We start from the raw sequence: 20,916 nt of genomic DNA, 5'->3' as shown, positions 1-20,916 counted from the left end.
AAAGTGACGGCGAATATAATTCAATTGTCGCCCATGGCCAGCGATCTAGGCTTCAGGCTCGAGGCAGCCCGCGACAGACGGGTACCAATAGAGGAAACAGGACCGCGCAGAGCGCCGGTCCTTCCAGGGGGAAGGAACGCAAGACCAGGCCCTTTCAGCAGACAAGCGATCTTGACGACCGGCGCAGCAAGGCCTGCGCGCGGCAACGAGCACGTGCGCCGACAAAGGCGCCGCACCAACCATCAGGGAGGACTAACGATGTCGGGCAAGGGCTACAGGATTTCGCGCCGCAACTTCATGGTGGCGGCTGCCGCCGTTCCATTGGTTGCCATTCGCACCAGGCCGGCGCAGGCGGCCGAGTTCGAATACAAGCTGGCCACCGGCCAGTCGCTGAGCCAGCCGATCAACATCCGCCTCGATCAGGCCGTGAAGCGGATCAAGGACGCGAGCGGTGGCAGGCTGGAGATCAAGTTCTTTCCGGCCTCGCAGCTCGGCTCGGACACCGATCTGTTGACCCAGATCCGCAGCGGCGGCGTCGATTTCCTCAACATCGCGGGCTCGGTGCTGTCGACGGTGGCGCCGGTCGCCGGCATCGCCAATGTCGGCTTTGCCTTCTCCGACTACGGCCAGGTCTGGCATGCGATGGACGGCGACCTCGGCAAGCTGATCGCAAGCCAGATCGAGAAGACCGGCGCACTGGTGATGGCCAAGCCCGCCGACAATACGTTCCGGCAGATCTCGTCGTTCGCAAAACCGATCAAGACGCCGGCCGACCTCGCCGGCTACCGCATCCGCGTTCCGGTGTCGCCGATCTTCACCTCGCTGTTCAAGTCGCTCGGCGCCAATCCGACCTCGATCAACTTCAACGAATTGTACACGGCGCTGCAGACCCATCTGGTCGACGGCCAGGAGAACGGCCTCGTCACCATCGAGGCCGGCAAGATCTACGAGGTGCAGAAATACATCTCCGAGACCAACCACATCTGGGATCCCTTCTTCATCCTCGGCAACCGCCGCTCGGTGAAGGCGCTGCCTGACGATCTGCAGGCGTTGGTCCGTAAAGAGTTCGACCAGGCCGCGATGGAGCAGCGGGCGGATACCGCAAAGCTCAACCTGACGTTGAAGGACCAGCTGGTCGCCAAGGGCATCACTTTCGAGGTCTCCGACAAGGAGGCGTTCCGCAAGGAATTGTCGGCCGCCGGCTTCTACAAGGAATGGCGGGGCAAGTTCGGCGAGGACAATTGGAAGATCCTGGAGGCCGCGGCCGGAGCACTGGCATGAGCGCAGTGATCGGCATGCACGAAACCGCAACGCTCGGCGAGGCGCAGGCGTTGCGGGGACGCTGGCTGGAGCAGTCGTTGCGCTGGCTGGTGGAGATCCCGGCCGCGATCGCGGTGGTCGCCGAGGTGGTCATCCTGTTCACCGGCATCGTCGCACGTGGAATATTCCACCGGCCGATCATCTGGTCGGATGAGCTGGCGTCGATCCTGTTCCTCTGGCTGGCGATGCTCGGCAGCGCGATTGCCGTGCAGCGTTCGGCGCATATGCGCCTGACCTTCTTCACGTCATATCTGTCGCCACGCGCGGAGGCCTGGGCCTCGACCCTCGCAGCCGGCGGCGTCGCGCTGTTCCTCGCCATCATCCTGCATCCGGCACTGGATTATGTGGAAGACCAGGCCTTCGTCGAGACGCCGGCGCTCGGCTGGTCCGGCATGGTCCGCGCGGCCGCGATCCCGGTCGGCTGCATCATCGCGCTCGCCAGCATCTGCCTCACGCTCGTCAAGCGATCGGCAAAGGACCTGCTTGCCGTCGCCGTCCTGTTTGCGGCGATTGCCGGCGTGCTCTATCTCGCAGGTCCATCGCTGAAGTCGCTCGGCAACTGGAACCTGCTGATCTTCTTCGTCGGCCTGCTCGGATGCGCCGTGATGGCGGGCGTGCCGATCGCGTTTTCCTTCTGTCTGGCGACCGTCGCCTTCCTGCTCACCACGACGCGGACGCCGCTGCTGGTCGTGGTCGGGCGGATCGACGAGGGCATGAGCTCGCTGATCCTGCTCGCGGTGCCGCTGTTCGTGCTGCTGGGACAACTCGTCGAGCAGACCGGCATGGCGCGCGTCATGGTCGCGTTCCTCGCCTCGATGCTCGGCCATATCAGGGGCGGACTGTCCTACGTGATGCTGGGCGCCATGCTGCTCGTCTCGGGCATCTCCGGCTCGAAAACTGCCGACATGGCCGCCATCGCGCCGGTGCTGTTTCCCGAGATGCGCAAGCGCGGCATGAAGGATGGCGAGCTGGTCTCGCTGCTGGCGGCGTCGGGCGCGATGAGCGAGACCATTCCGCCGTCGATCGTGCTGATCGCGATCGCCTCCGTCACCGGTGTCTCGATCGCGGCCCTGTTCACCGCCGGCATCCTGCCGGGCATCGTGCTCGCGATCGTGCTCGCCTTCGTCGCGCGCTATCGGGCAGGCACGGAGGAGAACGCCGCAGTCAAGGTGGAGCGCGCGCCGATGTCGGTGGTGGCGAAGACGTTCTGGGCCGCGCTGCCGGCGCTGGCGCTGCCGTTCCTGATCCGCAGTGCGGTGGTCGAGGGATTTGCGACCGCAACCGAAGTCTCGACCATCGGCATCGCCTATTGCCTCGTGCTCGGCCTCATCATCTATCGCGGCAGCCTGGTCTGGAAGAACGTGCTGCCGATGCTGGTGCAGACCGCGTCACTCTCCGGCTCGATCCTGTTCATCGTGGGGGCCGCGAGCGCGATGGCCTGGGCGCTGGCGCAATCCGGCTTCTCGCATGATCTGGCCGCGCGCATGGCCGGCGTGCCTGGCGGCGCTTACGGCTTCCTCTTGATCTCGGTGGTCGCCTTCATCGTGCTCGGCAGCGTGCTGGAGGGGATTCCCGCCATCGTGCTGTTCGGTCCGTTGCTGTTCCCGGTCGCGGCAACGTTCGGCATCAACGAGGTGCATTATGCGATGGTGGTGATCCTGGCGATGGGCCTTGGCCTGTTCGCCCCGCCATTCGGCCTCTGCTATTACGCCGCCTGCAGCATCGGCGGCGTGTCGCCGGACGCGGGCATGCGCCGGATCTGGATCTATCTGGCGTGGCTGTTCCTCGGCCTGCTGCTGATCACCTTCGTGCCCTGGATCTCGCTGGTGTTTCTGTGAGATCGTCAAGCTGAAGCCGAGCAGTGCGGCTTCCCCTATGTTGAAAGCTGCTTCTCTGCGATCGACAGCCATTCGGCCTGTGCCTTGCGCAGATATTTCGGCGCACGGCGCATCTGGATCAGCAGCTCGTTGAAGACCATACGCGCCTCGGCGCTACGGCCGACCGTCTGCAACAACATGCCGTAGCGCACCCGCGCTTCGGCGCCGGGGAAATAGCCGGTGAGAGCGTGATATTCCTCCAGCGCCTCGTCGGTCCGGCCAACCTCGGCGAGCGCGCGGGCGTAGAGCAGATGGGCGTCCGCGGAATCGAAGTCCGGCCATTGCTTCTGGAGATCGTCGAGCGTCGTGAGCGCGTCGGCGGGACGCTTGGCGGAAAACTCGGCCTGCGCCTTGCGAAACGCATAGGCGGGATCGTGCCCCATCGGCAGCTTCAGGATGTGGTCATAATGCTGCTCGGCTTCGGCGAACCGGCCGATATTGACGCACTCGTCCGCCAGTGCCGCGCGGTTGGCGATGGTGTCGGCGTCGGCCAGCCGGTCCGACAGCTCGCGATAGCGCTTCTCCGGGTCGAGCCGGTTGGCGACGCGCTGGCGCGCCTGCCGGGCACCGGGACTGGAAAACCATTCGGGAATGAGCTCGACCGCGATATAGGCGAGCGCGCCCATCATCGGCACCAGCAGGATGATGAAGGCCCAGGGCCGCAACCGCCCGGTTCGCGAGGCGTGATAGATCAGCGTGAGATCGAGCAGCAGAACGATCAGGGCAACGGGCATGTGACATCCACGGGCACAACGACAGCGCACGCTCCCTGATATCGCAATCGCAGCGGCGGAACAACTTTGAGTTGCCCCCTTCGCGGGAAATCAGCGACCCCGGACGCACGCGCCTTGAGGGCATTGAGGAGTCAGTCGCCTCAAGCGCGACGGAGGTTCACGAGCGATCTCATGCGTGGCCAGTCGAATCGCGCAGCAATCCGCTCGCCAATTGTCGAAACGCGTCCACGGCCTTCTTCAGCACGGCCTTTGGATGATCGGCCGCGGCCACCCATAATGCGGCACTGAGCGCGGCGCCGTTCAGCAAACGCCCCGCCGCTTCGACGTCGACAGGCTTCACCACCTTCTCGTCGATCAGCGACCGGATCGTTCGCATGGTAATATCAAGACAGGCATTCTCGCCGGGCCACTTCGAGGGATCACCGAGTACGGCAGGCCCATCCAGCAGCATGATGCGCTGAATTTCAGGTTCGAGCGCCATTTCGATGTAGGCACTGCCCTCTGCAAGCAAGCCTTGCCACAAGGTGGGCGCTTGCTCGCGGATCGCGCGCAGCCGCTCCGCCATTTCGCCATCGATCTGCTCGACGACCGCCCAGAGCAGTCCCTTCTTGTCTTCGAAATTGTGATAGAGCGCGCCCCGCGTCAGCCCGACCGAGGCCGTCAGCTCATCCATCGACGCGTCTGCATAACCTTGCGTGGCGAATGCCTTGCGCGCGGCGCGGATCAGCTTGGCCCGGTTTTCCGCCATAGCTGCGGCGCGCTTTCCCTCGGCCATACTCGCTCCATTTTCCGATTGACATACGCCACGTATGTGAGAAGTATCTCACATACGAAACGTATGCGAACAATCGCACGGCCGGCGCCACAAGGCAATTCGGCCGTCTACCCCACTTTTTTCGAAAGGCTCAAGACATGCCCCAGCGTGAGGCGATCTTCCCCGCAAACCGCCATGCGCTTTACGAAGTGCATCGGTATTCCGCAGCGATCCGGTCCGGCGACCTGCTGTTCGTCTCGGGGCAGGTCGGCAGTCGTGAGGACGGCTCACCCGAGCCGGTGTTCGAGGATCAGGTCCGGCGTGCATTTGCCAATTTGCGCGGCGTGCTCGCAGCTGCCGGATGCACCCTGGACGATGTGGTGGATGTCACCACGTTTCACACCGATCCCGAGAAGCAGGTCGAAACAGTGATGGCTGTCCGCAGCGCGGAGATTGGTGAGGCGCCCTATCCGAACTGGACGGCCGTTGGCGTGAATTGGCTTGCCGGGTTCGACTTCGAGATCAAGGTCATCGCCCGGATTCCCGAAGCCGCGTAAGACCGTCTCCCGCCCATGCGGGAGCCGCTTACTGCTTGGCATCGTCTGCCAGCATTTTCCGGTATTTCTCGACGTCGCGCGTCACGAGCTGCTGCAGCAGCTCCGGCGTGTGCTCGTTGTCATCGGGGGCGACGGTCGAAAGGTCGACAAAGCGCTTCTTGACCGCGTCGGTCTCGACCGCGGTCCGCGCAGCGGCATTCAGCTTGGCGATCACCGCTGGCGGCGTGCCCTTGGGCGCGAACAGGCCGTTCCAGCCTTGCGCCTCGAACTCCGGCAGGCCGGCTTCCGCCGACGTCGGCAGGTCCGGCAGCGTCGTAAGCCGAACGGTCGAGCCGACCACGAGGCCACGCACCAGCTTCTCGTTGATCGACTGCGAGACGGAGGCCGCGGCATCGCAGACGCCGTCGATCTGGCTGCCGACGGCGTCGGTCAGCGCCGGTGCGGCGCCGCGATAGCCGACCAGCGTCGCGTCGATCCCGGCGGCGGTGACGAAGCTCTTGCAGATCAGGTAATTCGAGGAGCCGACGCCGGCATGGCCGAGATTGATCTTGCCCGGATTGGCCTTGGCGTAGGCGATGAACTCCTTGAGGTCCTTCGCCGGAAAATCCTTGCGCAGCGCGATGATGCCGAACGTCTTCGCCACCATCGCGATCGGCACGAAGGACTCGGGCGTGAACGGCAGCTTGGGATAGATGGTGTAGGTCGCGGCATTGGTGCCGGCGTTGCCGATCGCAATCGTGTAGCCGTCAGGCTCGGCGCGCGAGGCGCGCGCCAGCGCGGTCGAGCCGCCTGCGCCCGCCACGTTCTCGATCACGATGGTCTGGCCGAGCGCAACGCTCATCTGCTCGGCCACCGTGCGCGCGATCACGTCGGAAGTGCCGCCGGCCGCGAACGGCACGATCATGGTGATCGGACGTTTGGGATAATCCTGCGCGAATGCGCCTGTCGCGAACGCCAGCGCCGCAATCGCGACGAGAGCGCGCTTCACCGCGAACGAAGTCACGCTGCCTTTTCCAGATGCTGGGCGAGGCCGGCGAACAGGCCGCGGCCGTCGGTGCAGCCCATGATGTCTTCGACGTGGTTTTCCGGATGCGGCATCATGCCGAGCACGTTGCCCTTGTCGTTGACGAGGCCGGCGATGGAATGCGCCGCGCCGTTGATGTTGTGGCTCTCGTCCACCACGCCGTCGGCCGAGCAGTAGCGATAGAGCACCCGCCCCTCGCCCTCGAGCCGCTTGATGGTCTCTTCGTCCGCCTCGTAATTGCCCTCGCCATGGGCGACCGGCACGCGGATCACCTGGCCGGCATTATAGCCGCGCGTGAACGGCGTGTCGGAGCGCTCGACGCGCAGATGCACGTCCTTGCAGATGAACTTCAGCCGCGCATTGCGCATCAGCACGCCCGGCAACAGGCCGGACTCGCACAGGATCTGGAAGCCGTTGCAGACGCCGAGCACGAGGCCGCCCTTGGCCGCGTAATCGCGCACCGCATCCATCACCGGCGCACGCGCCGCGATTGCGCCACAGCGCAGGTAATCGCCATAAGAGAAGCCGCCCGGCACGACCACGAGGTCGGTGCCCGCCGGTAGCGACGTCTCGGCGTGCCACACCATCGCGGGCTCGCTGCCGGAGATCAGCCTCAACGCGCGCGCCATGTCGCGCTCACGGTTGATTCCGGGAAAGACGAGGATGGCGGCTTTCATGTTCAGGTTCCGGCGGTGATGGGAATCGGGGCTGGCCAAAGGGCCAATTCGTGAAGAGACATAGCCATTTGACGGGGATTTTACCAGTGCTAGCCTTGCCGGGCGGCCTTGTACACAGGCCATAGCCACGGCGCTTTTGCCTGACGAATTGCCGGGATTGAAGCCATGAACGTCCCGTCGCTGCCTGCATCCCAATCCGAGCCGGTCTCCACCGAGGGCGTCGTCGCCGCCGGCGCCTATGTCGACGGCAGGCGCGTCGCCAACATCGCCATCAGCGAAGCGTCGAGCTGGCGGGCCAAGCCCGGCCACGTGGTCTGGATCGGGCTGCACGAACCGGACATGGCGCTGCTCGGCGCGGTGCAGAAGCAGTTCGACCTGCACGACCTCGCGATCGAGGATGCCGACCACGCCCATCAGCGGCCCAAGATCGAGCAATATGGCGAGGCCCTGTTCATCGTGGCGCGCACGGCGCAGCTGATCGAGGGCCGCATCGCCTTCGGCGAGACGCACATCTTCGTCGGCGAAGGCTATCTGGTCTCGGTGCGCCATGGCGCCTCGACCTCCTATACGCCGGTGCGCGAACGCTGCGAGAGCTGCCCGCGGGCGCTCGCGCGCGGCGAGGACTACATCCTCTATGCGATCCTCGATTTCATCGTCGACAATTACTCACCGGTGCTCGAGAGCATCCATGACGAGGTCGAGGGCATCGAGGACGACGTGCTCTCCAAGCCGATCAGCAAGGCGCAGATCGAGCGGCTCTACATGCTGCGCCGCGACCTCTTGCGGCTCAGGACCGCGATCGGCCCGCTGGTGGAGGTCTGCCGCCGCCTGGAGCATGACGAGCTGGCGATGGTGCGGCAGGCCATGCAGCCGCTGTTCCGCGACGTCACCGACCACGTCAGGAACATCCAGGAGCGCATCGATTCCATGCGCGAGGTGCTGGCCTTCGCCTTCGAGGCGAGCCTCCTGGTCGGGCAGGCACAGGAGACCGCGGTGTCGAAGAAGCTCGCCTCGTGGCTGGCGATCATCGCCATCCCGACCGCGCTCGCCGGCATCTACGGCATGAACTTCAAGCACATGCCGGAGCTGGAATGGGAGTACGGCTACTACATGCTGCTCGGCGTGATGCTGGCCGCCTGCGGCGCGCTCTACTGGCGCTTCCGCCGCGTCGGCTGGCTGTGAGCGAATTGCTTCGTAGCGCGGATGGAGCGAAGCGCAATCCGGGACAGTTCCGTCGCGGATAGAACGCGGATTTCGCTTCGCTCCATCCGGGCTACAAGCTTCATCCGGTCTACGGCGACTGCCGCCACACCGTCATTGCGAGCGCAGCTAAGCAATCCAGAATCCCTCCGCGGAAAGACTCTGGATTGCTTCGCTGCGTTCGCAATGACGAGAAGAGAGCAGCGCGCCACTCGCGCCTCGGGTTTGCGGAAGCGCCAACGGTCGTAGCCCGGATGGAGCGAAGCGCAATCCGGGACAGTTCCGTCGTGGACAGAACCCGGATTTCGCTTCGCTCCATCCGGGCTACGATAGCAGTCGGGCCTAGCCGATCAGCTCGACCCGATAGTTCTCGATCACCGTGTTCGCCAGCAGCTTGTCGGCGGCTTCCTTCAGCGCCGCTTCAGCCTTGGCCTTGTCGGCGCCGGCGAGCTCGATGTCGAACACCTTGCCCTGGCGGACGCTGGCGACGCCGTCGACGCCGAGCGACTTCAGCGCGCCTTCGATGGCCTTGCCCTGCGGATCGAGGATGCCCGTCTTCAGGGTAACGGTAACACGTGCCTTCACGTCAAAATCCTCTTCAGCTCTTCACCAGCACCGGGCCTGTGCCCTGCGGACGCTCGTTCTCCATGAGGATGCCGAGCCGCTTTGCGACTTCGGTGTAGGCCTCGAGCAGGCCGCCGAGGTCGCGGCGGAAACGATCCTTGTCGAGCTTCTCGTTCGACTTGATGTCCCACAGACGGCACGAGTCCGGCGAGATCTCGTCGGCGACGATGATGCGCATCATCTCGTTCTCGAACAGGCGCCCGCACTCCATCTTGAAGTCGACGAGGCGGATGCCGATGCCGAGGAAGAGGCCGGTGAGGAAGTCGTTGACGCGGATGGCGAGCGCCATGATGTCGTCGATCTCCTGCGGCGTCGCCCAGCCGAAGGCCGTGATGTGCTCTTCCGACACCATGGGGTCGTTGAGCTGGTCGTTCTTGTAATAGAACTCGATGATCGAGCGCGGCAGCTGCGTGCCCTCCTCGATGCCGAGGCGCTGCGACAGCGAGCCGGCGGCAACGTTCCGCACCACCACTTCCAGCGGCACGATCTCGACCTCGCGAATCAACTGCTCGCGCATGTTGAGGCGGCGGATGAAATGGGTCGGCACCCCGATGTCGTTGAGGTGCTGAAACAGGTACTCCGAGATCCGGTTGTTGAGGACACCCTTGCCCTCGATCACCTGATGCTTCTTGGCATTGAACGCGGTGGCGTCGTCCTTGAAGTGCTGGATCAGAGTACCGGGCTCGGGACCTTCATACAGAACCTTTGCCTTGCCTTCATAAATGCGACGCCGACGGCTCATGGGGATGTACCGTGTTTTGTTGAAATCCATGTATTTGGTGTGCTCCGGTTACCAGGTTACGACCCACAGCGGAGCTGCCGTGAACGGCCCGGAACCCGTCTGGAACCCTCGGAAACACCAAGGAAACAGAAGGGGAACCACGCCTTCAGGCAACCTATCCGATTGGCTGTCCCAGCACAATCGATCCGGCCCATCCGGTGCTGACTTATACCGCCTTGCCTGCGGCTTAACGGCTCGTTGTTTTGCCGATTCCTGCCCCCTATCTAGGCATGCGCCCGGGCCCCCGCAACGAGGGTTCTGAGCTCCAGCCAATAGGGAATTGGAAGACGCATGAGCGAAATCAACAAGCGCGAGGAAGGCTTTGAGAAGAAGTTCGCCCTCGACGAGGAGCAGAAATTCAAGGCGGAGGCCCGCCGCAACCGTCTGCTCGGCCTGTGGGCGGCCGAAAAGCTCGGAATCTCCGGTGATGGCGCCACAGCCTACGCCAAGGAGGTCGTCGCGGCCGATTTCGAGGAAGCCGGCGATGCCGACGTCCTGCGCAAGGTCGCTGCCGATTTCACCGCCAAGAACGTCGCCGTCACCGAACAGGCGATTCGCGCCAAGATGAGCGAGCTGCTCGCGGTCGCGGCCGCCGAGGTCAAGGCAGGGAAATAGACCCGACGGCCCCAATGGCCGGCGGCGAGGAAACCGATTCCACCTACTACCTCGCCGCCCGCCTCTCCGAAAACTCCCGCCGGAGAATATCCAGCAGACGCTGCGAGGCGGCGCTCAGGAAGCCGCCGCGCCTGACAACCGCGACGACGTCGTGAGTTGCGCTGAGATCGCCGACGCGGATCGTCGCGATCGAACCCGATGCCAATTCTTCCGCCGCGTTGCTCTGTGACAGCAGTGCGATCCCGAACCCGGCTTCGACCAGACGCTTCTGCGCGGTGAGGCTGTCGACCGCAGTCCATTCGATCTCGCCCAGCCCCGCGGTCTGAAACAGCGCGAAGACATGCGAGGCCGTGATCTCGCGGCGGCCCGGCACTTCCGGAAACGCGATCCATTTCTCGGCGTAGAGATCCCTGAGCCTCGCCACGCGCTTGCGCGCCAGCGGATGATCCGGCGCGCACACCACCTGCAGCGGCTCGGCAAACAGCAATTCGCAGTCCAGATCCGCCGAGCGGTCGCGGTCGTAGCGCAGGCCGATGGTCGCCTCCCCGCGCCGGATGAGATCGGAGACCTCGGCGCTGGTCGCCGTGCGCAGCGTCAGCGCGACGTCCTTGTGCCTGGCGGCGAAGCGTTTCAGCACCTTCGAAAGCCTGCCGCCCGCGAGCGTGCCGGTCACCGCCAGCGAGACCGGTCCGGCGCTGTCGCGCAGCAGCGCGCGCACCGCGTTCTCGGCATCCTGCGCCGCCGCCACCGCACGTTCGGCATAGGGCACCATGACGCGGCCGGCATCGCTGAGCCGCGTCTTGCCAGCAACGCGCTCGAACAAGGGCACCCCGAGCTCCTGCTCGAGCAGCGCGATGCGCCGCGAGATCGCCGGTTGCGAGCGATGCAGCGCCTTCGCGGCGTTGGAGATGCCGCCGCGCCGGTGCACCACCAGGAACGTGTTGAGCGCGTCGCTGTCCATGCCGGACCTCATGCAAAAAGCTGATGATATCGAGAGAAATAACAAATTTGTCTGATGGATGAAACCGCCCTATCGCTGGGGCCGCAACGGAAGACGCACAGGAGCCCCCATGCGCAGCCAGGCCGACAAGGCAGCACGATTTCGCGAACTGCATCAGCGCCCCGGCGCCTTCATCATCCCGAACCCCTGGGATGCCGGCACCGCGAAACTGCTCGCCGCGATGGGTTTCGAGGCGCTGGCAACCACGAGCCTTGGCCTTGCCAACACGCTCGGCAGCACCACCGTGAGCCTCGATGCCATCCTCGAGAACTGCAAGGTCATCGCCGCCGCGACCGATCTTCCCGTCAACGCCGACCTCGAGAATTGCGGCGCCGACGATCCCAAGACCGCGGCACGAGCGATCACGCGGGCGGCGGAGGCCGGATGCGTCGGCGGCTCGATCGAGGATTTTACCGGCGATCCGAGCAAGCCGATCTACGATTTCCAGCTCGCGGTCGAGCGCGTGCAGGCCGCAGTCGAGGCCGCACGCGCGCTCCCCTTCCCGTTCACGCTGACCGCCCGCGCCGAGAACCTGCTGAAGGGCAGGAACGATCTCGACGATACCATCCGGCGGCTGCAGGCCTTCGAGGCCGCCGGCGCCGACGTACTGTATGCGCCGGGGGTCCACGACATCGACACCATCCGCACCGTCGCCGCGTCGGTCAAAAAGCCCTTCAACCTGGTGATGGGCTTTGCCGACCCGACGCTGACGGTCGAGCAGATCGCCGCCGCCGGCGTCAAGCGCATCAGCGTCGGCGGCGCCATGGCCCGCGTGGCGCTGGCCGCGTTCCTCAAATGCGCCCGCGAAATGAAGGATCAGGGCGCCTTCACCTATGTCCGCGAGATGGCACCGATCGGCGAGGTGCGGGCGGCGTTCGGCTGACGGATCCTGACGGCCACGGGCGCTTGTGCTCCCCCTCTCCCGCTTGCGGGGGAGGGTTGGGGTGGGGGTGCTTCCACGTTGGGATTCCCAGTGTGGAGAGACCCCCACCCGCCACGCTCTTCGAGCGCGTCGGCCTCCCCCGCAAGCGGGAGAGGCAAAGCGAGCCCGCTCCAGCGGCCCAAGCAGGAATGTGGACGGATGTGCCGGGATGGCGCCCAGGGGCCGGCTCGCGACTTGCAGCCGGCCCCCAGCAGTGCCAAATGAGCGCCATGACCCAGCAAGATCACATCTCGAACGTCCTCGCCGAACGCTATGCCTCGCCCGCCATGCGCGCCATCTGGAGCGGCGAAGGCAAGGTTCGCCTCGAACGCGACTACTGGATCGCCGTGCTCAAGGGCCAGCGCGATCTCGGCATTCCCGTGCCGGACGGCGTGATCGAAGCCTACGAGCGGGTGAAGGACCAGGTGAACCTCGAGTCCATCATGCGCCGCGAGCGCATCACCCGCCACGACGTCAAGGCGCGGATCGAGGAGTTCTGCGACCTCGCCGGTCACGAGCACCTGCACAAGGGCATGACCAGCCGCGACCTCACCGAGAACGTGGAGCAGCTCCAGGTCTACCGCGGGCTGCAGCTGATCGAGACCAAGAGCATCGCCGCGCTGATCCGGTTCGCGAAGCACGCAAAGCAGTTCCGCGACATGCCGTTCACGGCACGCACGCACAACGTGGCCGCGCAGGTCACGACGCTCGGCAAGCGCATCGCCATGTTCGGCGAGGAGATGCTGCTGGCGCATCAGAGCCTCGTCAACGTGCTGAACACCTATCCCGCGCGCGGCCTGAAGGGCGCGGTCGGCACCCGGCTCGACCAGATCACCCTGTTCAACGGCGATGCCGGCAAGGCCCGCGCGCTCGAACAGCAAATCCTCAGGCATCTCGGCCTGCCCAAGAGCTTCGATGCCGTCGGCCAGGTTTATCCTCGCAGCCTTGATTTCCGCGCAGTCAGCGTGCTGGTCGATCTCGCCAGCGGTCCCGGCAGCTTCGCCAAGACGCTGCGCCTGATGGCCGGCCACGAGCTCGCCAGCGAAGGCTTTGCCAAGGGCCAGGTCGGCTCGTCCGCGATGCCGCACAAGATGAACAGCCGCTCCTGCGAGCGCATCAACGGCCTGCATGTGGTGCTGAAGGGCTATCTCGCGATGGCCGCAGGGCTGTCCGGCGATCAGTGGAACGAGGGCGACGTCTCCTGCTCCGTGGTCCGCCGCGTGATGCTGCCCGACACCTTCCTCGCCATGGACGGCCTGCTCGAGACCCTGCTCTCGGTGCTCGACCAGATGGAAATCTTCGACGCCGTCGTCGCGACCGAGCTCAACCGCTACCTGCCCTTCCTGCTGACCACCACGGTCATGATGGAAGCGGTGAAGAAGGGCGCCGGCCGCGAAGGCGCGCACGAGGCGATCAAGGAGCATGCGGTGGCGGCCATTCGCGACCTGCGCACCGGCAAGATCGTGCAGAACGACCTCTTGCAGCGTCTCGCCGCCGACCAGCGTCTCGCCATGAGCGAGGCCGAGCTGGGCCAGGTGCTCGATCATGGCCGCGCCAATTCAGGCGATGCCGGCGCTCAGGTCGACCACTTCGCCGAACAGGTCGATGCTCTGGCCAAGGCGAACCCGGAAGCGGCCAAATACGCGCCGGGCGCGATCCTTTAAACGAATGACCGGTGGCGGCAAGCCACACCGTCATTGCGAGGAGCGTAGCGACGAAACAATCCAGCCTTGATGGATTGCTTCGCTTCGCTCGCGATGACGAAAGTCCCTACTCTTCCTTGAAGCCGTATTCCGGCACGTTGCCGCTGGCACCGTAATATTTGTACGGCAGGAATTTGCCTGACATCGTGATCTTGACGCGGTCGCCCTTCGGATTGGCGACGCGCTCGATCCCCATGTCGAAGTCGATCGCCGACATGATGCCGTCGCCGAACTCCTCCTCGATCAGCGCCTTCCACGCCGGGCCGTTCACCATCACCATCTCGTAGAAGCGGTAGATCAGGGGATCGGTCGGCGGCATCGGCGTGCCGGTGCCGCGCATCGGCACCTCGTTGAGCATTGCGACTTCCGCCTTCGACAGGCCGAACAGCTCACCGGCGTTGGCGGCCTGCGGCTTCGTCAGCTTCATCTGGCCCATGATCGCGCCGACGATCAGCACCTCGGAATAGCCGCCGATCTCCGCGCAGATGTGTTTCCAGCTCCAGCCCTTCTCGCGCTTGATGTCGAGCAGCTTCTCGGTGAGGTCTTCGCGTTTCATGTTGGGGTCTCCTTGGTTGTCGTCATGCCCGGGCTTGTCCCGGGCATCCACGTTCTTGGCCGCGCGCTAGGAAGACGTGGATGGCCGGGACAAGCCCGGCCATGACGTCTCTCGTGACGGCTCCGGCTTGGCGTCGGATGCGATCGTCAGCCCGGGCTTGCCGATTTGCACCACGGGCACATTGCGCGGATCATGGTTCGGCGTCTCCGCGGCAAAGGTCTTGCTGCGCGTCACCAGGAAATCGATGATGTGGTTGCGCAGCGCATAATAGAGCGGATGGCGGTGCAGATCGGTGCGGCCGCGATCCCTGGGCAGCGGATTCTCGACGACCTCGGCCAGCACCGCGCCGGGCCCGTTGGTCATCAGGAAGATCTTGTCGGCAAGATAGATCGCCTCGTCCACGTCATGGGTGATCATGAACGCGGTCTGTCCGGTCTCGAGGCAAATGCGGCGCACCTCGTCCTGCAGCGTGCCGCGCGTCAGCGCGTCCAGGGCCGAGAACGGCTCGTCCATCAGCATCATCTTTGGCGTGATCGAGAGCGCGCGCGCGATGCCGACGCGCTGCTTCATGCCGCCCGAGAGTTCGGACGGACGTTTGTGTTCCGAACCGCACAGGCCGACGAGATCGATAAATGTCTGCGCATGCGCCTTCACCTTGGCGCGGTCCCAGTTCCGCCATTTCGAGCTCACGGCATAGGCGACGTTGCCGAGCACGGTGCGCCAGGGCAGCAGCGCGTGGCTCTGGAAGATCACGGCGCGGTCGAGGCTGGTGCCCGCGATCGCCTGCCCGTCGACGATGACGGCCCCCTCGCTCGGCGCATCGAGGCCGGCGAGGATGTTGAGCACCGTGGTCTTGCCGCAGCCGGAATGGCCGATCACGCAGCAGAACTCGCCGCGCGCCATCGAGAGCCAGAGGTTCTCGAACACGGTGGTCGTGGCGCCGCTCGCGCCCGGATAGCGCTTTGCGATGCCTTCGATGGAGACGAATCTGTCGGCCACGGCCACTACTCCGGAAAGGTGACCATGCGCGTGAAGCGCGCAAGGATCTGGTCGAGCAGCATGCCGACGATCCCGATCAGCAGGATCGCGATGATGACGTTGGTGATCGAGAGGTTATTCCACTCGTTCCAGACGAAGTAGCCGATGCCGGTGCCGCCGACGAGCATCTCGGCCGCGACGATCACGAGCCAGGCGATCCCGATCGAGATGCGCATGCCGGTCAGGATCGTCGGTGCCGCCGCGGGGAGGATCACCGTGAAGGCGCGCCTGATGGTGCCGACCTCCAGCGTCCGCGCCACGTTGATCCATTCCTTGCGCACGCTCGCGACGCCAAACACGGTGTTGAGCAGCATCGGCCAGATCGAGCAGATGAAGATGACGAAGATCGCGGAGACGGACGAATCCTTGATGGTGTAGAGCGCGAGCGGCATCCAGGCGAGCGGCGAGATCGGCTTCAGCACCTGGATGAACGGATCCAGCGCCTTGCTCAGCAGCGGCGACATGCCGATCAGGAAGCCGAGCGGAATGGCGACGAGCACGGCCAGCAGATAGCCGGTGCCGACGCGTGCGATGGAATACGCGAGCTGGATGCCGAGCCCCTTGTCGTTCGGCCCGTTGTCGTAGAACGGCCGCTTCAGGTGCTCCCACAGCTTGGCGCCGACGTCGAGCGGCCCGGGCATCGCCGATTTGCCCTGCGTCGCGGTGAGCCCCATCAGCTTGGCGTATTCCGGACTCATCGTCGCCACCGGCGCGGTGGAGCGCGTGGCGAGATGCCAGATGCCGAGGAAGGCGGCGAGCAAGACGATGGAGACGAGACCGGCGCGGAGACGGAGGGAGGATGTCATCGGGCGCACCCCACCGCTCGTGTCCCGGACGCGATGCAGCACGGAGTGCTGCTTCGCAGAGCCGGGACCCAGTCGGGCCGGATGGGTCCCGGTTCTGCGTCGCACCGCTTCGCGCTGCGCTGCGCCCGGGACACGAGAGTGCGGCCCGTCATCACGACTGCTTCCTGATCTTGAAGCTCGCCACATAATCCTCCGGCTTGGCCGGATCGAAAGTCTTCCCCATCACCGCGAACGACTTGTAGGCACTCGCCGGCGGCGACAGGCCCATCTCGGTCATCAGCTTCTTGGTGTCGGTCGCCAGATACACCTGCTCGGCGACGGCCTTGTAATCGACGTCGCCCTTGATCTGGCCCCAGCGCTTCATCTGCGTGAGCATCCACACCGCGAAGGACTGCCAGGGGAACGGATCGAAATCGACGCGCTTGGCATCGGTCTTCACCCCGCCGAGGCCGTCGGCATAGGTGCCGGTCAGCACCTGCTCCAGCACCGTCACCGGTGCGTTGATGTAATTGGCCGGCGCGATGGCCTCCGCGATCTGCTTGCGGTTCTCGGCCTTCGAGGCATAGGCGGTGGCATCGACGATGGCGCGGGTCAGCGCGGCAAAGCTGTTCGGCGCCGTCGTGATGAACTCGCGGCTGGCGGCGAAGCTGCAGCAGGGATGGCCGTCCCAGATCTCCTTGGAGAGCAGATGCATGAAGCCGACGCCGTCATAGATCGCGCGCTGGCAGATGTTGTCGGGTGCGAGGAAGCCGTCGATGTTGTCGGCGCGCAAATTCGCGACCATCTCCGGCGGCGGCACCGAGCGCAATTGCACGTCGGTGTCGGGGTCGAGCCCGTGCTCGGCGAGATAATAGCGCAGCAGGTAATTGTGCATGGAATAGTCGAACGGGATCGCGAACTTCAGGCCCTTCCAGTCCTTCGGGTCGCGCTTGTCCTTGTGCTTGCTCGCCAGCACGATGCCCTGACCGTTGATGTTCTCGATAGCGGGAACGGCAAAGGGGATGGCGTTGGCACCGAGGCCGAGCGAGATCGCGATCGGCATCGGCGCCAGCATGTGCGCGGCGTCGTACTCCTTGTTGATGGTCTTGTCGCGGATCACGGCCCAGCCGGCGGTCTTGACCACTTCGACATTGAGGCCGTGCTTGGCATAGAAGCCCATCGGCGCCGCCATGATGATGGGCGTCGCGCAGGTGATCGGGATGAAGCCGACCTTGAGGTCCTTCTTCTCGGGCGTGCCGGTTTGCGCGAACACTTCGGTCGCCGTCTTGAGCGGGAAGAATTGCGCGAGGGCCGCGAGCGCCGTCGATGCGCCGACCGATTTCAGGAAGGCGCGGCGCGCCACGTCCTGCGGAAACATCGCACGCATCACGGCGGAGGCGACGACGCCCTCGTAGCGCTGCTCCTCGCTCGCGACGGGCTCGCAAGCCAGCGCTGTCGCCTGCTCGTGCTCGGCCGCGGATTGGTGCCGGCCGCAGACGCAGCCGGCTCGAAGGTTGCGATCGGGATCAAACGGATTGTCGAACGTGGACATCGGCGGCCCTCCTGCGCGTCATTGCGAGGAGTAATTACGCAAGGAGCATGCCACCGCCCCCGGCGCGGCCAGTGCCTTGATGACGCAGCACTTTCGCCCGCGCTTGGCGGCTACGAAAACTCGTGATAAACGAGATTTCGTAGTTCAATTACGAGATTTCGCAATGGCAACGACGCCAATGCCCGTCCACGACGATGTGGCTCCCGTGGTCGACCCGCGCATCGCGGCCTTCGAATCCTCGGTCGAGGCGACGCTGCTGGTCGACCCCTTCGGCGACCAGATCGTCGACGCCAATCCCGCCGCCTGCGCCCTGCTCGGCTACGACCGGGCCCTGCTGCGGCAGACCAGGGCGAGCACGCTCCATGCCGGCGAGCTTCCGGCCCTCACCGTCTTCACCCAGGCCGTGCTGCACAAGGGCGCCTACTGGACCACCGCGCTCAATCCTCGCCATGCGACGGGGCAGGAGCTCCAGCTCGAATACGCCGGCTGCCTGCTGCCGCATGACGGGCGCTCGCTGCTGCTGCTCACGCTGACCGATCTCGAGGCGCGCCGCCGGCGCAACGTGGACGCCGCCGCCGAGGACCACATGCGCGGCGGCATCTCGACCTGGCAGCGGGTCGAGCGCGTGTTCCAGGACATCGAGCGCGAGAACCAATTGATCCTGCGCGCCGCCGGCGAAGGCATCTACGGCGTCAACGCCGAGGGCAAGACCACCTTCGTCAATCCCGCGGCGGAGCGGATGCTGGGCTGGACCGCGGAGGAGCTGGTCGGCAAGGAGATCCACCCGATCGTCCACCACACCCATCACGACGGCCGGCACTATCACAACCACGACTGCCCTATCTACGCGGCGTTCCGCGACGGCGCAGTGCACCAGGTCGACGGCGAGGTGTTCTGGCGCAAGGACGGCTCGCCGGCCTGGGTCGAATACACCTCCACGCCCATCCGCGACCGCGGCGTCGTGGTCGGCGCGGTCGTGGTGTTTCGCGACGTCAGCCAGCGGCGCGAGGCGGATGAGAAGCTGCATGCCGCGCTCACTGAAGTCGACCGCCTGCGCGAGCGGCTCGAGCTGGAGAACGCCTATCTGCAGGAGGAAATCCGCATCGAGACCAATCCGCGCGGCATCATCGGCGGCAGCGAGGCGATCCAGAAGACGCTGCGCCAGGTCAAGCTGGTGGCGCCGACCGCGGCGGCGGTGATGATCACCGGCGAGTCCGGCACCGGCAAGGAGCTGATCGCGCGCGCCATCCACGAGGATTCCACCCGCAGCGACCGGCCGCTGATCCGCGTCAACTGCGCCGCGATCCCGCGCGAATTGTTCGAGAGCGAGTTCTTCGGCCATGTCCGCGGCGCCTTCACCGGCGCGACGCGCGACCGCATCGGCCGCTTCGAACTCGCCGACGGCGGCACGCTGTTCCTCGACGAGGTCGGCGAGATCCCGCTCGAACTCCAAGGCAAGCTGCTGCGCGTGTTGCAGGAGGGCCATTTCGAGCGCGTCGGCCAGGAACGCACCCGCGCCGTCGACGTCCGCGTCATCGCTGCGACCAACCGCGATCTCAAGCAGGAAGTGCAGCGCGGCCGCTTTCGCGAGGACCTCTATTTCCGCCTCAACGTGTTTCCGATCGAGACGGTGCCCTTGCGCGAACGGCGCGAGGACATTCCCCTGCTCGCCCAGCATTTCCTGACGCGCGAGAGCAAGGCGCTGAAATCCAATTTGCGCCTGTCGGAAGGCGATGCGCGGCGGCTGACCCGCTACGACTGGCCCGGCAATGTCCGCGAATTGCAGAACGTGATCGAGCGCGCCGCGATCCTGTCGCAGAACGGCCGCCTGCGCATCGACCTGCCGGATCCATCGGGCGTGCAGCCCGCGGCCGGTGTGGCGCGCCAGAAAGCCGACGCGCGCCCCGCCGTGATGACATCGTCGGAAATGCGCGACCACGAGCGCGCCAACATCCTGGCCGCGCTCGAGGCCTGCGCCGGAAAAGTCTTCGGCCCCGGCGGCGCGGCCGAGATGCTCGACATCAAGCCGACCACGCTGGCCTCGCGGATCAAGGCGCTGGGGATCACGCCTCGTCCGCGGGCTGGCCTCTACGGTTAGATATGACGCGATCACATTCGATGCTGGCCACGGGCTCACTTCACCTCTCCCGCTTGCGGGGGAGGTCGGCGCGAAGCGCCGGGTGGGGGCTCTCTCCCCACAGGGAACTCGCTGCGGAGACACCCCCACCCCAGCCCTCCCCCGCAAGCGGGAGAGGGAGCGCACTCCCTTCGCGGCAACTAGGCGCGATCTGGTCAGGCAGGATCGAACCTCGCGCTCAGGCCGCCTTGGTCGTCACCTCCGTTGCGATCGGCAATCCCTGCTCGATCGGCAGCGACGGGTCGCGCGACCATTCGTTCCAGGAGCCGAAATACATCCGCACGTCTTTCACCCCGGCGTTCTTCAGCGCCAGGAAAGTGTTCGAGGCGCGCGCGCCCTTGAAGCAGTAGAGATAGACCGGCGTCGTCGTCGAGATGCCGACGGTGGCGCATTCCGCCAAGATCTCGTCCTTGGACTTGAAGCGCGGGCCCTCGGCGGTCGGCTTCATCATGCGATACCATTCCAGCCAGACGGCACCGGGGATGCGGCCCTTGCGCGGGCAGAAATCCTTGCCATAGGGAGACGAGCTGTCGCCGATCCACTCGTCGACGTCGCGCACGTCGAGAATGGCGATGCCGGGCTTGCCGACGGCGCCCAGCATGGTCTTGGCGTCGATCAGGATCTCGCCCGCTTCGGGCACGATCGAGAAGCCGGCCTTTGCGGGCGTGGGCACATCCTTCGTCACCGGGAAGCCCGCGGCCGACCAGGCGTCGAAGCCGCCATGCAGCACCTTCACCTTGGGATAGCCGAGCATGGTGAGCAGGTAATAGCCGCGGCAGGACTGGCCGAAGCCGGAGTTCATCGACTGCTCGTAGATCACCGCCGTCTCCTTGCCGGAGAGACCTGCGCCGCCGAACGCGTCGGCGAACTTGGTCTTCAGCTCGGCCATGCCTTCCGGCGTCGAGGTCGCAAGGAACGTGAAGATCTCGTGCACGTTCACGGCGCCCGGTAGGTGGCCGGCGGCGTAGGCATCGGGATTGCGGGTGTCGATGACGACACACGGTTCGAGCTTCAAGAGATCGGCGAGTTCGACGGCAGTGATCAGGACGTCAGTCATGGC

20 protein-coding genes are annotated in these 20,916 nt (G+C 65.3%); 8 read left to right on the top strand and 12 right to left on the bottom strand.

Features of this window, described 5'->3' with window-relative positions; genetic code table 11:
- Positions 1-258 precede the first annotated feature (258 nt).
- Positions 259-1,281 carry a TRAP transporter substrate-binding protein gene (locus tag JQ617_RS00610; RefSeq protein WP_212023610.1) on the top strand — a complete coding sequence of 341 codons (1,023 nt, stop codon included), beginning with the start codon at positions 259-261 and terminating at the stop codon, positions 1,279-1,281.
- Positions 1,278-3,158 carry a TRAP transporter large permease gene (locus tag JQ617_RS00605; RefSeq protein WP_212023609.1) on the top strand — a complete coding sequence of 627 codons (1,881 nt, stop codon included), beginning with the start codon at positions 1,278-1,280 and terminating at the stop codon, positions 3,156-3,158. The genes JQ617_RS00610 and JQ617_RS00605 overlap by 4 nt, the downstream gene beginning before the upstream one ends.
- A gap of 35 nt (positions 3,159-3,193) precedes the next feature.
- Here the strand turns inward: JQ617_RS00605 and JQ617_RS00600 are convergent, their stop codons facing one another.
- Both JQ617_RS00600 and JQ617_RS00595 read right to left on the bottom strand, forming a co-directional pair.
- A complete protein-coding gene (locus JQ617_RS00600) occupies positions 3,194-3,931 on the bottom strand; it encodes a tetratricopeptide repeat protein (protein ID WP_212023608.1) in 738 nt (245 codons plus the stop codon).
- A gap of 169 nt (positions 3,932-4,100) precedes the next feature.
- A complete protein-coding gene (locus JQ617_RS00595) occupies positions 4,101-4,706 on the bottom strand; it encodes a TetR/AcrR family transcriptional regulator (RefSeq protein ID WP_212023607.1) in 606 nt (201 codons plus the stop codon).
- A gap of 137 nt (positions 4,707-4,843) precedes the next feature.
- On the opposite strand from JQ617_RS00595, the gene JQ617_RS00590 reads away from it, so the two are divergent.
- Positions 4,844-5,242 (top strand): RidA family protein, encoded by a 399-nt coding sequence (locus tag JQ617_RS00590; protein ID WP_212023606.1) that lies wholly within the window; start codon positions 4,844-4,846, stop codon positions 5,240-5,242.
- A gap of 28 nt (positions 5,243-5,270) precedes the next feature.
- On the opposite strand, the gene JQ617_RS00585 is transcribed toward JQ617_RS00590, so the two are convergent.
- The gene (locus JQ617_RS00585) at positions 5,271-6,245 is read right to left on the bottom strand and encodes a tripartite tricarboxylate transporter substrate binding protein BugD (RefSeq protein ID WP_212023605.1); all 975 of its coding nucleotides are present in this window, start codon (positions 6,243-6,245) and stop codon (positions 5,271-5,273) included.
- Positions 6,242-6,943, bottom strand: a complete 702-nt coding sequence (purQ, locus tag JQ617_RS00580; protein WP_145660975.1) for a phosphoribosylformylglycinamidine synthase subunit PurQ — start codon at positions 6,941-6,943, stop codon at positions 6,242-6,244. The genes JQ617_RS00585 and purQ overlap by 4 nt, the downstream gene beginning before the upstream one ends.
- Before the next feature lie 165 nt (positions 6,944-7,108).
- Here purQ and JQ617_RS00575 point away from each other — a divergent pair, with 165 nt between their 5' ends.
- On the top strand, positions 7,109-8,125 hold the full coding sequence (locus JQ617_RS00575) for a magnesium and cobalt transport protein CorA (RefSeq protein WP_145660978.1): 1,017 nt from the start codon (positions 7,109-7,111) through the stop codon (positions 8,123-8,125).
- Positions 8,126-8,485: 360 nt separating this feature from the next.
- Here the strand turns inward: JQ617_RS00575 and purS are convergent, their stop codons facing one another.
- Together purS and purC are read right to left on the bottom strand one after the other, a co-directional pair.
- Positions 8,486-8,728 carry a phosphoribosylformylglycinamidine synthase subunit PurS gene (gene purS, locus JQ617_RS00570; RefSeq protein ID WP_063682443.1) on the bottom strand — a complete coding sequence of 81 codons (243 nt, stop codon included), beginning with the start codon at positions 8,726-8,728 and terminating at the stop codon, positions 8,486-8,488.
- A 13-nt stretch (positions 8,729-8,741) separates the two neighbouring features.
- Positions 8,742-9,509: a phosphoribosylaminoimidazolesuccinocarboxamide synthase gene (purC, locus tag JQ617_RS00565; protein WP_172782948.1), complete on the bottom strand. Its 768-nt coding sequence runs from the start codon at positions 9,507-9,509 to the stop codon at positions 8,742-8,744.
- A gap of 330 nt (positions 9,510-9,839) precedes the next feature.
- Between purC and JQ617_RS00560 the strand changes: the two genes are divergently transcribed.
- Positions 9,840-10,163 (top strand): DUF1476 domain-containing protein, encoded by a 324-nt coding sequence (locus tag JQ617_RS00560; RefSeq protein ID WP_212023604.1) that lies wholly within the window; start codon positions 9,840-9,842, stop codon positions 10,161-10,163.
- Positions 10,164-10,209: 46 nt separating this feature from the next.
- On the opposite strand, the gene JQ617_RS00555 is transcribed toward JQ617_RS00560, so the two are convergent.
- Positions 10,210-11,124, bottom strand: coding sequence for a LysR family transcriptional regulator (locus JQ617_RS00555; RefSeq protein ID WP_212023603.1), 915 nt, complete (start codon positions 11,122-11,124; stop codon positions 10,210-10,212).
- A 109-nt stretch (positions 11,125-11,233) separates the two neighbouring features.
- On the opposite strand from JQ617_RS00555, the gene JQ617_RS00550 reads away from it, so the two are divergent.
- Both JQ617_RS00550 and purB read left to right on the top strand, forming a co-directional pair.
- The gene (locus JQ617_RS00550; RefSeq protein ID WP_212023602.1) at positions 11,234-12,046 is read left to right on the top strand and encodes an isocitrate lyase/PEP mutase family protein; all 813 of its coding nucleotides are present in this window, start codon (positions 11,234-11,236) and stop codon (positions 12,044-12,046) included.
- Positions 12,047-12,306: 260 nt separating this feature from the next.
- Positions 12,307-13,749, top strand: a complete 1,443-nt coding sequence (gene purB, locus JQ617_RS00545) for an adenylosuccinate lyase (protein ID WP_249156568.1) — start codon at positions 12,307-12,309, stop codon at positions 13,747-13,749.
- Between the two features lie 106 nt (positions 13,750-13,855).
- On the opposite strand, the gene cynS is transcribed toward purB, so the two are convergent.
- From cynS to JQ617_RS00525, 4 genes are all read right to left on the bottom strand, one after another.
- Entirely contained in the window at positions 13,856-14,344 is a 489-nt protein-coding gene (gene cynS, locus JQ617_RS00540) for a cyanase (RefSeq protein ID WP_212023601.1), read from the bottom strand.
- A gap of 66 nt (positions 14,345-14,410) precedes the next feature.
- On the bottom strand, positions 14,411-15,343 hold the full coding sequence (locus JQ617_RS00535; RefSeq protein ID WP_212023600.1) for an ABC transporter ATP-binding protein: 933 nt from the start codon (positions 15,341-15,343) through the stop codon (positions 14,411-14,413).
- A 5-nt stretch (positions 15,344-15,348) separates the two neighbouring features.
- Positions 15,349-16,188 (bottom strand): nitrate ABC transporter permease, encoded by an 840-nt coding sequence (ntrB, locus tag JQ617_RS00530; protein WP_212023599.1) that lies wholly within the window; start codon positions 16,186-16,188, stop codon positions 15,349-15,351.
- 151 nt (positions 16,189-16,339) lie between these two features.
- The gene (locus tag JQ617_RS00525; RefSeq protein WP_212023598.1) at positions 16,340-17,719 is read right to left on the bottom strand and encodes a CmpA/NrtA family ABC transporter substrate-binding protein; all 1,380 of its coding nucleotides are present in this window, start codon (positions 17,717-17,719) and stop codon (positions 16,340-16,342) included.
- A gap of 163 nt (positions 17,720-17,882) precedes the next feature.
- Between JQ617_RS00525 and JQ617_RS00520 the strand changes: the two genes are divergently transcribed.
- Positions 17,883-19,817, top strand: a complete 1,935-nt coding sequence (locus tag JQ617_RS00520; RefSeq protein ID WP_212023597.1) for a sigma 54-interacting transcriptional regulator — start codon at positions 17,883-17,885, stop codon at positions 19,815-19,817.
- Between the two features lie 217 nt (positions 19,818-20,034).
- Here JQ617_RS00520 and JQ617_RS00515 read toward each other — a convergent pair whose 3' ends face one another.
- Complete coding sequence (locus tag JQ617_RS00515; protein WP_212023596.1) at positions 20,035-20,913, bottom strand: sulfurtransferase; 879 nt, start codon at positions 20,911-20,913, stop codon at positions 20,035-20,037.
- Positions 20,914-20,916 lie beyond the last annotated feature (3 nt).

It is taken from the genome of Bradyrhizobium sp. KB893862 SZCCT0404 (genome assembly GCF_018130885.1).
GTDB lineage: Bacteria > Pseudomonadota > Alphaproteobacteria > Rhizobiales > Xanthobacteraceae > Bradyrhizobium > Bradyrhizobium stylosanthis.
This window is presented reverse-complemented; position numbering and strand designations above follow the sequence as displayed.